Annotated in this window: 12 protein-coding genes; 9 read left to right on the top strand and 3 right to left on the bottom strand. The window is 59.3% G+C overall.

What is annotated here, in order from left to right; all coding sequences use genetic code 11:
- Nucleotides 1-17: 17 nt before the first annotated feature.
- Entirely contained in the window at nt 18-776 is a 759-nt protein-coding gene (locus tag AB4N42_RS25395) for an SDR family oxidoreductase (protein ID WP_030142518.1), read from the bottom strand.
- 164 nt (nt 777-940) lie between these two features.
- Here AB4N42_RS25395 and AB4N42_RS25390 point away from each other — a divergent pair, with 164 nt between their 5' ends.
- From AB4N42_RS25390 to groL, 4 genes are all read left to right on the top strand, one after another.
- Complete coding sequence (locus AB4N42_RS25390; RefSeq protein WP_030142517.1) at nt 941-1,672, top strand: HugZ family pyridoxamine 5'-phosphate oxidase; 732 nt, start codon at nt 941-943, stop codon at nt 1,670-1,672.
- 66 nt (nt 1,673-1,738) lie between these two features.
- Nucleotides 1,739-2,215 (top strand): FxsA family protein, encoded by a 477-nt coding sequence (locus AB4N42_RS25385; protein ID WP_460115511.1) that lies wholly within the window; start codon nt 1,739-1,741, stop codon nt 2,213-2,215.
- Nucleotides 2,216-2,457: 242 nt separating this feature from the next.
- Nucleotides 2,458-2,751 carry a co-chaperone GroES gene (locus AB4N42_RS25380; protein ID WP_030142515.1) on the top strand — a complete coding sequence of 98 codons (294 nt, stop codon included), beginning with the start codon at nt 2,458-2,460 and terminating at the stop codon, nt 2,749-2,751.
- 50 nt (nt 2,752-2,801) lie between these two features.
- On the top strand, nt 2,802-4,445 hold the full coding sequence (gene groL, locus AB4N42_RS25375; RefSeq protein WP_030142514.1) for a chaperonin GroEL: 1,644 nt from the start codon (nt 2,802-2,804) through the stop codon (nt 4,443-4,445).
- Nucleotides 4,446-4,643: 198 nt separating this feature from the next.
- Here the strand turns inward: groL and AB4N42_RS25370 are convergent, their stop codons facing one another.
- Nucleotides 4,644-5,387: a phosphatase PAP2 family protein gene (locus AB4N42_RS25370; protein WP_030142513.1), complete on the bottom strand. Its 744-nt coding sequence runs from the start codon at nt 5,385-5,387 to the stop codon at nt 4,644-4,646.
- A gap of 231 nt (nt 5,388-5,618) precedes the next feature.
- Between AB4N42_RS25370 and colR the strand changes: the two genes are divergently transcribed.
- The 5 genes from colR (at nt 5,619) to AB4N42_RS25345 (ending at nt 9,302) form a co-directional block, all read left to right on the top strand.
- Nucleotides 5,619-6,302 (top strand): two-component system response regulator ColR, encoded by a 684-nt coding sequence (gene colR / locus AB4N42_RS25365; protein WP_030142512.1) that lies wholly within the window; start codon nt 5,619-5,621, stop codon nt 6,300-6,302.
- The gene (locus AB4N42_RS25360; protein WP_030142511.1) at nt 6,292-7,569 is read left to right on the top strand and encodes a sensor histidine kinase; all 1,278 of its coding nucleotides are present in this window, start codon (nt 6,292-6,294) and stop codon (nt 7,567-7,569) included. The genes colR and AB4N42_RS25360 overlap by 11 nt, the downstream gene beginning before the upstream one ends.
- 110 nt (nt 7,570-7,679) lie before the next feature.
- Complete coding sequence (locus AB4N42_RS25355; RefSeq protein ID WP_030142510.1) at nt 7,680-8,348, top strand: class I SAM-dependent methyltransferase; 669 nt, start codon at nt 7,680-7,682, stop codon at nt 8,346-8,348.
- A gap of 4 nt (nt 8,349-8,352) precedes the next feature.
- The gene (locus AB4N42_RS25350) at nt 8,353-9,060 is read left to right on the top strand and encodes a lipopolysaccharide kinase InaA family protein (protein WP_460115510.1); all 708 of its coding nucleotides are present in this window, start codon (nt 8,353-8,355) and stop codon (nt 9,058-9,060) included.
- Between the two features lie 2 nt (nt 9,061-9,062).
- Complete coding sequence (locus tag AB4N42_RS25345; RefSeq protein ID WP_030142508.1) at nt 9,063-9,302, top strand: hypothetical protein; 240 nt, start codon at nt 9,063-9,065, stop codon at nt 9,300-9,302.
- 65 nt (nt 9,303-9,367) lie between these two features.
- Here AB4N42_RS25345 and AB4N42_RS25340 read toward each other — a convergent pair whose 3' ends face one another.
- Nucleotides 9,368-12,394: a multidrug efflux RND transporter permease subunit gene (locus tag AB4N42_RS25340; RefSeq protein WP_030142507.1), complete on the bottom strand. Its 3,027-nt coding sequence runs from the start codon at nt 12,392-12,394 to the stop codon at nt 9,368-9,370.
- Nucleotides 12,395-12,406: the final 12 nt, after the last annotated feature.

The raw sequence follows: 12,406 nt of genomic DNA, 5'->3' as shown, positions 1-12,406 counted from the left end.
TGGGTTATGCGGTGGGTTTAGATGCGCATCCCGCCATCCATCTCCAGGATCCGACCGGTGTAGTAGTCGTTCTCGAAGATATAGGCGGCCGAATGGGCAATTTCCTCGGGTTTGCCCATGCGCTTGAGCGGGATTGCGGAGGTCATTCTTTCCAAGGCGTCGGGCTTCATGCCCAGGGTCATTTCGGTTTCGATGAAACCTGGCGCGATGCCTGCCACTCGGATGCCATAACGCGCCAGTTCCCTGGCCCAGGTCACGGTGGCGGCGACGACGCCGGCCTTGGCGGCGGAATAATTGGTCTGGCCGATATTGCCCGCGCGGGAGATCGACGAGATATTGATGATCGCGCCGCTGTTCTTCAGCTCGACCATTTTTGCCGCCACTTCACGGGTACACAGGAATACACCGGTGAGGTTGACGTCGATCACGGCTTGCCATTGGGCCAGGCTCATCTTGGTCATTTCGCCGTCCTTGACCTTGAGCAGCAGCCCATCACGCAGAATGCCTGCGTTGTTGATCAGGCCGTGAATCGCGCCGAAATCCTCTGCCACCCGGGCAACCATGTCGCTGACCTGCTCCTCGTTCGCCACGTTGCACACATAGGAACGGGCCTCGACACCCTTGGCGGCACAAGCGGCGACCGCCTGGTCGAGCTTTTCCTGATTGAGGTCGACCAGGGCGAGCTTCGCGCCCCTGCCAGCCAGATACTCCGCCATGGAGCGGCCCAGGCCCTGGCAACCGCCAGTGATAATGATTACTTTGTCGGTGAGTTGCATTCGCATGTCCCGGTGGCAGAACGTTAGAGGATTACCTTCATGGAGGCCTCTCGATCTGCGACGGTGTAGCCCGGCTGCACATGAGAACTGCCCCGACGGCGCACTGAAACATCCATCAGTCGCCTGTCCGTTTTTTAAACGGATTTCTTCAAAGGAGTCATAAATTGAGCGTTGACGTTGCCAAGCATGCCCGAGAATTGCTGCTCAAGGAATACCGGGGGATGCTCTCCACCCATTCCAAGTCGATGCCGGGTTTTCCGTTCGGCTCCGTTGTGCCGTATTGCCTGGACGAGCAGGGCCGGCCGTTGATCCTGATCAGCCGCATCGCCCAGCACACCCACAACCTGCAGAAAGATCCCAAGTGCTCGATGCTGGTAGGGGAGCGGGGCGCTGAGGATGTGCAGGCGGTGGGGCGCCTGACCTATCTGGCCGAGGCCCGCAGACTCGAAGACAGTATCGCGATCGAGGCCGCAGCCGAGCGTTACTACCGCTATTTCCCTGAGTCGCAGAACTACCACAAGGCCCACGATTTCGACTTCTGGGTCCTGGACCCGGTGCGCCATCGCTACATTGGCGGTTTCGGCGCCATTCACTGGATCGACCACCTCACCCTGGCCAATCCTTTCGCCGGCAAGGCCGAAGCCAGCATGATCGAACACATGAATGCCGATCACGCCAAGGCAATCGCCCATTACGTGGCGCTGACGGGGCTGCCGAAAACAGAACCGGCGCAATTGGTCGGCATCGACAGCGAAGGCATGCACCTGCGCATCGGGCAGGGATTGCATTGGCTCGCGTTCCCGAACCCTTGCAACACGCCGACACAAGTTCGCGAGGCCTTGGTTTATCTGGCCCACGCCGAGCAATGGCCAAAAAATGCCGAGGTTGGTGCTTGAATTCACGAAAGGGCGACGTCATCTAGGTTTTCATAGCAAGGCATTCTTGCGTTGAGGAACCTTTTGATGCGCCCTTTTTTGTTGCTCTTTCTGCTGTTCCCGGTGTTGGAGCTGTTCGTATTCGTCAAGGTCAGCGGTGCGATCGGGTTCTTCCCGGCGCTGTTGCTGGTCATTCTCGGTTCGATGCTCGGCGTGTTCGTGCTGCGCATCGCCGGTCTCGCCACGGCGCTGCGGGCCCGTGAAAGCCTGAGCCGTGGCGAGCTGCCTGCCCAGACCATGCTTGAAGGCCTGATGCTGGCCTTGGGCGGCGGCCTGTTGATCTTGCCAGGTTTCATCAGCGACGTGCTGGGCCTGGTCCTGCTGTTGCCGTTTACCCGCCGGTTGCTGGCCAGCAAGATGCGCCAGCGCGCCGAAGATCAGGCGATGCGTCAGCGAGCGTTTGCCGATGATCTCCAGCCTCGCGGCGGCCCGGCTCCGCGTGAACCCGTGGGCCGCGAGCCTAACGTGATCGAAGGCGAATTCGAACACCGGGATTCCAAGTAGACCCTACGCACGGCGCCTTCGGGCGCCGTGTTCGTTTTGCCGCCATCAAGCAAAAAATTCTACCCCGCCCCTTGTAATCCACTTGCGCGCCCTTATGTATGGGTCACCGCAAGGTTTCCGGTGGCGACACTGGACAGACTTCCGCGGTTCGCTTGACGAACCGCACCCCGGCTCCGCCGGCTTTTGTTAAACCCGCCGGGACTACACCGGCCGATGAAAACCAAAATTAGGAGAGATCGACAATGAAGCTTCGTCCTCTGCATGACCGCGTCGTCATCCGTCGCAGCGAAGAAGAGAAGAAAACCGCTGGCGGTATCGTCCTGCCAGGTTCGGCTGCCGAGAAAGCCAACCACGGTGAAGTTCTCGCTGTAGGTCCAGGCAAGGCACTGGAAAACGGTGAAGTACGTGCGCTGGCCGTGAAAGTGGGTGACAAGGTTGTGTTCGGCCCTTACTCCGGCAGCAACACTGTGAAAGTCGACGGCGAAGACCTGCTGGTAATGGGCGAGAGCGAAATCCTCGCCGTTCTCGAAGGCTGATTCCCCCGCTCATTTTCCCGCTACTAAAAAGTATTTAAGGAATATCGATCATGGCTGCTAAAGAAGTTAAATTCGGCGATTCCGCCCGCAAGAAAATGCTCGCCGGTGTCAACGTCCTGGCTGACGCAGTAAAAGCGACCCTGGGCCCGAAAGGCCGTAACGTGATCATCGAGAAGAGCTTCGGCGCTCCGACCATCACCAAGGACGGCGTTTCCGTAGCCAAGGAAATCGAGCTGAAAGATCGCTTCGAAAACATGGGCGCGCAATTGGTCAAAGACGTTGCCTCCCGTGCCAACGATGACGCCGGTGACGGTACCACCACCGCGACCGTACTGGCCCAGTCGATCGTCAACGAAGGCCTGAAAGCCGTCGCTGCCGGCATGAACCCGATGGACCTCAAGCGCGGCATCGACAAGGCGACCATCGCCATCGTCAAGGAACTGAAAGGCCTGGCCAAGCCTTGCGCTGACTCCAAGGCAATCGCCCAGGTGGGTACCATCTCGGCCAACTCCGACAACTCCATCGGCGACATCATTGCCGAAGCCATGGAAAAAGTCGGCAAGGAAGGCGTGATCACCGTTGAAGAAGGCTCGGGCCTGGAAAACGAACTGTCGGTTGTAGAAGGCATGCAGTTCGACCGTGGCTACCTGTCGCCATACTTCGTCAACAAGCCAGACACCATGGTTGCCGAGCTGGACAGCCCGCTGATCCTGCTGGTCGACAAGAAGATCTCGAACATCCGCGAAATGCTGCCAGTGCTGGAAGCCGTTGCCAAAGCCGGTCGCCCACTGCTGATCGTGGCTGAAGACGTCGAAGGCGAAGCCTTGGCGACCCTGGTCGTGAACAACATGCGCGGTATCGTCAAGGTTGCTGCCGTCAAGGCACCAGGCTTCGGCGACCGTCGCAAGGCCATGCTGCAGGACATCGCCGTACTGACCGGCGGTACCGTTATCTCCGAAGAGATCGGCCTGAGCCTGGAAAGCACCACCCTGGAGCATCTGGGTAACGCCAAGCGCGTGATCCTGTCCAAGGAAAACACCACCGTGATCGACGGCGCTGGCAACGATGCCGATATCCAGGCGCGTGTGACCCAGATCCGCGCCCAGGTGGCCGAGACTTCGTCCGACTACGACCGTGAAAAACTGCAAGAGCGCCTGGCCAAGCTGTCCGGCGGTGTTGCGGTGATCAAGGTTGGTGCCGGTTCCGAAGTTGAAATGAAAGAGAAGAAAGCCCGCGTTGAAGACGCCCTGCACGCAACCCGCGCAGCCGTCGAAGAAGGCGTGGTACCTGGCGGTGGCGTGGCACTGGTTCGTGCCCTGCAAGCCATCAGCGAGCTGAAAGGCGACAACGATGACCAGAACGTCGGCATCCAGTTGCTGCGTCGCGCTGTTGAAGCACCGCTGCGCCAGATCGTTGCCAACTCCGGCGACGAGCCAAGCGTCGTGGTCGACAAGGTCAAGCAGGGTTCGGGTAACTACGGTTACAACGCTGCTACCGGCGAATACGGCGACATGATCGAAATGGGTATCCTGGACCCAGCCAAAGTGACTCGTTCGGCTCTGCAAGCAGCTTCGTCGATTGCCAGCCTGATGATCACCACCGAGGCGATGATCGCTGAAATCAAGGAAGACGCTCCAGCTGGCGGCGGCATGCCGGACATGGGCGGCATGGGTGGCATGGGCGGCATGATGTAAGCCAGCCTTACCCCTGTAGCGAAAAACCCCGCCTGCGAAAGCAAGCGGGGTTTTTTATTGCCCTGGATTCATGAAGCAACACCCCATTCCCCTGTGGGAGCGAGCTTGCTCGCGATGGCGGAGTATCAGTCGATGCTTGATTGACTGACCCACCGCCATCGCGAGCAAGCTCGCTCCCACAGAGTTACTGCACCATGTTCAGGCGTTGGCGGGTTGGCTCAGCGCTACGCGATCAGCCCTGGCGGCCGGCCGGTAGAGAATGAAGTAATAACACCCCAGGCAAATCAGCCAGCAGAACACCGCTGTCCACACATTGTGGGAAAAGAAATGCGCCCCCTGCATCATCCGGCCCACGGAGAAAACGGTGCCCAGTGAGAAGGCAAATATCAGCGATTGACGGGCCAGGCGCGGACGGCGGTCGCGCAGCACGAAAAACAGCGCAAACAACGTGAAACCCGTGGCGGCGTGTCCACCGGGCCAGCATCGGCCAGGCTTGTCGGTGGCTGGACGTGGGCTCAGCAATTCACTGTAGGTTTCCTTGCCACCGAATTCTTTCAGGCTCCAGGGGCATTGCACCGCGGTGACCGCCTTCAGGGGCGTGACAAAGGCCGTTGCCAGCGCGAGCGACAAGACCAGACAGCCCAGCTCGCGTTTGAAAGGTTTGAGTCGGGCGATAAAAAAAGAAGCGATGAACCCCAGGACGGCCAGAAGAGAGAATGCGATAACGAGCTGTTTGGCCCGGTCGTGCAGGATATCTTCAAGGAAAAAACTGTGCCGGCCGATGAATCCCCCGCCAGCGGAGTTGTAGAACAGACGGGCCAGGTCCATGTCCAGCGTGGTCAGTTCCAGTAACACCAGAATGACCGCGACCACGGCGGGAATACCCAGGGCGACCGGCACGTTCAGCGGTCTGGAAGCGGGGCGCAGGAGGGTGGAAACCATGGCGGTACCTTTAAGGGAATGTTCGTGAACAGCGCGTCGCGCGAAGTGTGGGCCGCGCAGCGTTGGCGAGGTGTGAATGTTCGGTGAAAAACTCGTCAATGCGGTCCAGTCCGTTCAATGCGCTCTACTGGTTCGCCCCGACACAGGCAGATACAACCCTAGCCGCGAGACACGCTTGGCCTTAAGCTGCGCGGGCCACGACGATTGCCTACGTGTGCAGAGGAGATGCCCATGCGAATTCTATTGGTCGAAGACAACCGTGACATCCTGGCCAACCTGGCCGACTACCTGGGGCTCAAGGGCTACACCGTCGATTGTGCCCAGGACGGTTTGTCGGGGCTGCACCTGGCCGCGACCGAACACTATGACTTGATCGTGCTCGACATCATGCTGCCGGGCATCGACGGCTACACGCTGTGCAAGCGTCTGCGCGAAGATGCCCGGCGAGATACGCCGGTGATCATGCTCACCGCGCGCGACCAATTGGATGATCGTTTGCAGGGCTTCAAATCCGGGGCCGACGATTATCTGGTCAAACCTTTCGCCTTGTCGGAGCTGGCGGCGCGGATCGAAGCGGTCATGCGTCGCGCCCAGGGCGGTGGTCGGCGCGCCTTGCAGGTCGGCGACCTGAGCTACGACCTCGATACCCTGGAGGTTACCCGCGAAGGCAAGCTGCTCAAGCTCAACCCCGTAGGGCTGAAGTTGCTGGCGGTACTGATGCAGAAAAGTCCTCATGTGCTGCGTCGCGAGATACTCGAGGAAGCCTTGTGGGGCGATGATTGCCCGGACAGCGACAGCCTGCGCAGCCACGTGCATCAACTGCGACAAGTGATCGACAAACCATTCGAAAAACCGCTGCTGCATACGGTGCACGGCGTCGGTTACCGCTTGGCCGAGGGCCGCGATGGAGTTTAAGCAAAGCCTTGCCCAGCGGATCATCATCGCGTTCGCGTTGATGAGCGCGTTGGTGGCGGGGGCCTTCGCCCTTGGCATCGTGGCAACGGTCCATCTGGTGGAAGAAAAACTGATTTCCGCCGGGCTCGGCGGCGACTTGCAACGCTTGCTGTTGATGGACAGCGTTTCCGACTGGAGTCATCGGCCCGAACCCGACCAGTTGTTCTATTTCAGCGGCGGCCCGGGTGACTTCGAGCTGCCCAAGGATCTCCGTCACCTCGACCGTGGCTTTCATGAGGTGTTTCGCGAACAACTGTCCTACCACGCCATGGTGGAGATCGTAGACGGTCGGCATTACGTGTTGCTGCAGGACCAGAGCGATTTCGAGGAGCGTGAACGGGTCCTGTTCGCCGTGGTGTTGGTGGGCTTCGTGCTCAGCCTCGCATTGGCAGTGTTCCTGGGGTGGGTGTTGGCCCGTCGGGTGATGGCGCCGGTCGTGCGCCTGGCCCGCCAGGTTCGGCATCGCGACCAGCTCCTCGGACTCGCGCCACCGCTGGCCCCGGACTATGCCGCCGACGAAGTGGGCGAGCTGGCCGTGGCGTTCGACGCTACGTTGGGCCGACTGCGCCAAGCCTTGACCCGTGAGCGGCTATTCACCAGTGACGTCAGCCATGAGTTGCGCACGCCATTGATGGTCTTGGCCACGTCCTGCGAACTGTTGTTGGAGAATCCGGCACTCGACCAGCGGGGGCGTACTCAGGTCGAACGCATCAACCGGGCCAGTGAAGAAATGCGCGAATTGGTGCAGACCTTCCTGATGCTTGCCCGGGCCCAGCGCGAAGACAACGGAATGGCACCCCGGCTGACGCTTGGTCAGGTCGCGGAAAACCTGCTCGGTGTATGGCGCGCTCCTATCGAATCCAAAGGTCTGGCGTTGATCTTCGAACCGGGGCAGCCCCTTGATACACCGTATAACGCCACCTTCCTCACAGCTGTCATGGGCAACCTGTTGCGCAATGCCTTGCATTACACCGATCAGGGGTTCATTCGTGTTTCGCTGACCGCGACAGGTTTCGTGGTCGAAGACAGCGGCGTGGGCATCCCCGAGGAGAAGCGCGAGGCGATGTTCGAACCTTTCGTGCGAGGGAACGAAAAGCGCGGCGAAGGCCTGGGGCTGGGGCTGTCGTTGGTGCAACGGATTTGCGAGAACCAGGGTTGGACGGTCAGCCTCAGCACAATGGAACCCAATGGCTGCCGTTTCGAGGTAGAACTGAATCCGAAGGGCTGACACTGGTACTTGAAAAACCTTGAAACGATTCGTCAATTTTCGCGACGGATTTTTCACAAAGAGATGACATGCCGGTTCATAAGGTTGGGCATTCGTAACGGAGTGCCCCCATGTCGAAGACCGTCAAGCTGGATTTTTCCGAGAAATACGACGAGCAGCACGCCAAGCAATATTTTCTCAAGCATCGCAGTGGATTGAGCCGTCGTCTCTCCCACCATCGCGACCAACAACTAGCACGCCGCGCCCTGACCCTGGCGGGTGAGCCTGGCTTGGTGCTGGACCTGCCATGCGGAGCGGGGCGTTTCTGGCCCTTGCTGGCCGAAAAACCGAACCGGGTCATTATCGGTGCGGACAATTCCGAAGCCATGCTTCAAACCGCAATGAGCGCTCAGCCCGCCGATGTCGTAAAACGGGTACAACCTTTGCAGACTTCTGCGTTCGACATCGCCTTGCCTGATAACGCCGTCGATAGCATTTTTTGCATTCGCCTGCTCCACCACATCGGTGAACCCGCGCACCGCCTGGCGATTCTGCGGGAATTCGAGCGTGTCAGCCGGGACAGCGTGATCGTTTCATTGTGGGTCGATGGCAATTTCAAGGCCTGGAAACGCAAACGCGCGGAGCGAAAGCGTGGGCAGAAAGGCTACCAAAACCGATTTGTGTTACCTGCTGTTACGGTGGAGGAGGAATTTCGACAGGCCGGGTTTCGGATCCAGGAACAATTGGATTTCCTACCGCTTTATGCCATGTGGCGAGTTTATGTATTGCGCAAGGGGTAACGGGATGGCAGTGCAGGCAGCAGGAGCCCCAACGGCTTCTCATAGTTGCTTCGATCATTTTTGGAATCAGCGCGGCGAATGGGTGGAAGAGCCCAATACGCGCCGTGGCGGTGAAAGTGGCGTACAACGGATCAGCAGTAATGGCGAACTGTTGTATTCCAAGCGTCAGACGGGGCACATCTACCGCAGCCTGATGCATCCGTTTGGTCGCCCGACTGTGCTGCGTGAGCAGCGTGCGTTGTCGGCTCTGAGCGAGCTCAACGTCACGGTTCCCCAGATTTTTTTCTGCGGCGCCCAAAGAGACCCGGTGCATAAGTGGCGTGCGCTATTGGTGACTCACGCGATGGATGGCTTCCAGGAAATCGAATACTGGTATGCCGGAGGCGGACGCGAACGTCATGGCGAAGCAGTGCATGACCGTATTCTCCAGTCGTTGGCTGAAAACCTGGCTCGTATGCACAAGGGCCGCTGGCAACATGGATGCCTCTACATCAAGCATGTGTTTGTCCGCGTGACCGGAGAAGGCGAGTCGGCGAAGGCCGAAGTCGCCCTGTTGGATTTCGAGAAATGCCGACAACGCCTGACTGCCCGAAGCGCGGCCTCCCACGACATGAAGCAACTGCGGCGCCATTCGTCGTTTCGTGATTCCGACTGGAAAAAACTGGTCTACTTTTATGAGACGGCGTTTGGCAGCGCTATCAAAGGTTTATAGCGATGAAACTAGAAATTGCTAGAGGTTTGTTTCTAGTCGGAGCCCTGGCAGTTGCATCAATGGCGGTCGCGGTATGGGAGCAGCCCCGATCACAGATCCTCAGTGCCTCCAACCATACTTCCACCGTTGGCGCGCATTGCCCTTTGCCTCGAGTAGCAAAGGCGACGGATGCTATCCGACCGGATAACGATCTGTTGCTGTTCATGTTTGGCCTGTCCCAAGGCATGAAGCCTCAGAGTTGAGCGTCCTGATTCAAAACAAAGGCCTCGCATTTGCGAGGCCTTTGTTTTTTGCACCGTCACAGGTCTCAGTGTTTGTCGGCTTTGGCCAGCAAGGTGTAGACACAAGGCAATACGAACAACGTGAACAGGGTGCCGATCGACATGCCCGTGGCGATGACCGTGCCGATGTCGAAGCGGCTGACCGCTCCGGCGCCGGTGGCCAGGATCAACGGCACCATGCCGAATACCATTGCCGCGGTTGTCATCAGTACGGGCCGCAGTCGTATCGACGCGGCCTGCTCAACGGCATCGCGCGGGCTCAGGCCTTGTTCCTTGCGCAATTGGTTGGCGAACTCGACGATCAGGATACCGTGCTTGCTGATCAGTCCGATCAGCGTCACCAGCCCGACCTGGGTATAGATGTTCATGCTCGACCAGCCGAGGAACAGCGGAATCAGCGCGCCGCAGATGGATAACGGCACCGTGACCAGGATGACCAGTGGATCCCGGAAACTCTCGAACTGCGCGGCCAGCACCAGGAAGATGATCGCAAGCGCCAGGCCAAAGGTCACCCACAGCGCACTGCCTTCCTGTACGAATTGGCGCGAAGCTCCGGCGTAATCGAAGGCGAACCCCACCGGAGCTTCCTCGCGGGCAATCTGGCGGACGGTTTCAATGGCCTCGCCCATGCTCACGGTTGGAAAGCCTGAAATCGTCACCGCATTGAGCTGCTGGAACTGATTCAATTGGCGCGGTCGTGCCCGGTCGCTGACCTTGATCAGCGTCGACAGCGGGAGCGATTCGCCCTGGGTATTCTTTACGTAGTAATTGTTCAGCCAGTCCGGATTGTCCCGAAACGGTCGTTCGACCTGGGCAATTACTTTGTAGCTGCGCCCTTCCAGAGTGAAGCGGTTTATCTCGGACTCACCCAGCAGTGTTGCCAGGGTTCCGCCCAGGTCCTGCATCGACACGCCCATCTGGGCGGCCTTGGCGCGATCGATATCCACCACGACTTCGGGTTTGTCGAAGGCCAGGTCGATGTCCATGAAAGCGAATTTGCCGGACTCCAGCGCGCGTTTCTTGACCCGTTCGGCAATCTGCAGCAGCGTCGTGTAGTCCTTCGGCGAATTGATGACGAACTCGAAGGGCAAGCCTTCGCCGGTGCCTGGCAGCGAGGGCAGGTTGAAACCGAAGATCTGCAGGCCCGGGATGCCTTCCAGCTTGGCCTGGACCTCGGGCAGGATTTCCATCTGGGTGCGGCTGCGTTCGTTCCAGGGCTTGAGCAAGAAGCCGCCGATGCCTGACTGGACGCCGTTATAGCCGTTGATCTGGAAAGAGGAGTAGTACTCGGGGAACTCCTTGAAGATCGTGATGAAGTGATCGGTGTAGGCGTTCAGGTAATCGAGGTTGGTCGTCTTCGGCGCGTTGGCCATCATGAAGATGATGCCTTGGTCCTCGTCGGGTGCCAGCTCGGACTTGGTGAACATGATCAGCACGGGAATGAGCAACAGCACGATCACCGCGAATACCAGCACCACGGGCCGACTGTTGAGCGTGCCATGGAGCAGGCGTTGGTAACGGTTTTTCAGGCGTTCGAAAATCACGTCCAGTCGATGGGCCAGCCCCGTGGGATTCTCGTCATGGCGCAGGAGCATCGCGCACATCATGGGTGACAAGGTCAGCGCGACGATGCCTGAAATGACCACGGCGCCAGCCAGGGTCAAGGCGAACTCCTTGAACAATGCCCCCGTCAGGCCTTCAAGCAAGCCGATGGGCGCGTACACCGCCGCGAGGGTTATGGTCATCGAGACCACCGGCATGGCTATTTCCCGCGCGCCTTCAATGGCGGCGTCGAATGGGGTCTTGCCTTCCTCCATGTGTCGGTGGATGTTTTCCACGACCACGATGGCATCGTCCACCACCAGGCCGATGGCGAGCACCATGGCCAGCAGCGTCAGCAGGTTCATGGAGTAGCCCATCAACTGCATGAAGAACATGACGCCGATCATCGACAGTGGAATGGTCACTACCGGGATGAGCACCGAGCGCAAGGCTCCGAGGAACAGGAAGACCACGACGATGACGATCAGTACCGCCTCGAACAAGGTCTTCACTACCTCGTCGATGGAGGCCTGGATGAACAAAGTGGCGTCATAGGCGATCTCGGCCTTGAGGTTGGTCGGAAGCTGGGCTTCCATCTCCGGCATGATCTTGCGCACTTCCTTGATCACGTCCAGTGGGTTCGCGCCGGGCGTGGCCTTGATCCCGATGTATACCGAAGGCGTGCCGCCAAAGGAGCTGATGGTGTCGTAGTTTTCGGCGCCCATTTCCACGCGAGCGACGTCCCGCAGCAACACGCGGCTGTCCCCGGCGGTCTTCAGGGGGATCGCGGCGAACGCTTCGGCGGACTTGAGTTCGGTGTTGGCGTTGATACTGGTAACGACGTACTCGCCTTTCACTTCGCCGGCGGCAGAAAGAAAGTTCTGCTGGCGCACCGCATCGGTCACGTCGGCAGCCGTCAGCCCAAAGCCTGCGAGCTTGACCGGGTCCAGCCAAAGGCGCATGGCAAAGACCTGGTTGCCGAGAATCTCCGCCTCAGCCATGCCGGGCAGGGTTGCCAGTTTGGGCTGGATCACCCGTGACAGGTAGTCGGTGATCTGCGGATTGTTCAATTCCTTGCTGAAGAAACTGATGTACATCAGCGCCGAGGCGTCGGCAGCCTCTCGGCTGAGAACGGGGTCCTCGGCGTCCTGGGGCAGCTGGTTCTTGACCTCGTTGGCCTTGGCCAGCAGTTCGGTAAAGAGCCGGTCGCTGTTGGAGCCGATACGGGCATAGACCGAGATCACCGAGAAATTCTGTCGGCTGACCGAGGTCATGTAGTCGATGCCTTCGGCACTGGCCAGGCTTTGTTGCATTGGCTGGGTGATATAGCCCTGGATAGTCTCGGCATTGGCGCCGGGGTAGGCGGTGGTCACCGTGATCAGGGCGTTTTCCATCTGCGGATACTGGCGCAGGGGCAACTTGCTCCAGGCCTGGAAGCCCAGCAGCACGATCAACAGGCTGACCACGGTGGCGAGCACCGGGCGGCGGATGAACGGATCGGTAAAAGCCATGGGGGTTCCTTG

It is taken from the genome of Pseudomonas sp. H2_D02, from assembly GCF_054677635.1.
Note: the sequence above shows the minus strand (reverse complement) of the source record. Positions and strands in the feature narration are given on the sequence as shown.

Coding starts and splice junctions, on each gene's coding strand:
- AB4N42_RS25395 (WP_030142518.1), bottom strand. CDS start 776: ATGCAACTCACCGACAAAGTAATCATTATCACTGGCGGTTGCCAGGGC.
- AB4N42_RS25385 (WP_460115511.1), top strand. CDS start 1,739: ATGCGCCCTTTTTTGTTGCTCTTTCTGCTGTTCCCGGTGTTGGAGCTG.
- AB4N42_RS25380 (WP_030142515.1), top strand. CDS start 2,458: ATGAAGCTTCGTCCTCTGCATGACCGCGTCGTCATCCGTCGCAGCGAA.
- groL (WP_030142514.1), top strand. CDS start 2,802: ATGGCTGCTAAAGAAGTTAAATTCGGCGATTCCGCCCGCAAGAAAATG.
- AB4N42_RS25370 (WP_030142513.1), bottom strand. CDS start 5,387: ATGGTTTCCACCCTCCTGCGCCCCGCTTCCAGACCGCTGAACGTGCCG.
- colR (WP_030142512.1), top strand. CDS start 5,619: ATGCGAATTCTATTGGTCGAAGACAACCGTGACATCCTGGCCAACCTG.
- AB4N42_RS25360 (WP_030142511.1), top strand. CDS start 6,292: ATGGAGTTTAAGCAAAGCCTTGCCCAGCGGATCATCATCGCGTTCGCG.
- AB4N42_RS25355 (WP_030142510.1), top strand. CDS start 7,680: ATGTCGAAGACCGTCAAGCTGGATTTTTCCGAGAAATACGACGAGCAG.
- AB4N42_RS25350 (WP_460115510.1), top strand. CDS start 8,353: ATGGCAGTGCAGGCAGCAGGAGCCCCAACGGCTTCTCATAGTTGCTTC.
- AB4N42_RS25345 (WP_030142508.1), top strand. CDS start 9,063: ATGAAACTAGAAATTGCTAGAGGTTTGTTTCTAGTCGGAGCCCTGGCA.
- AB4N42_RS25340 (WP_030142507.1), bottom strand. CDS start 12,394: ATGGCTTTTACCGATCCGTTCATCCGCCGCCCGGTGCTCGCCACCGTG.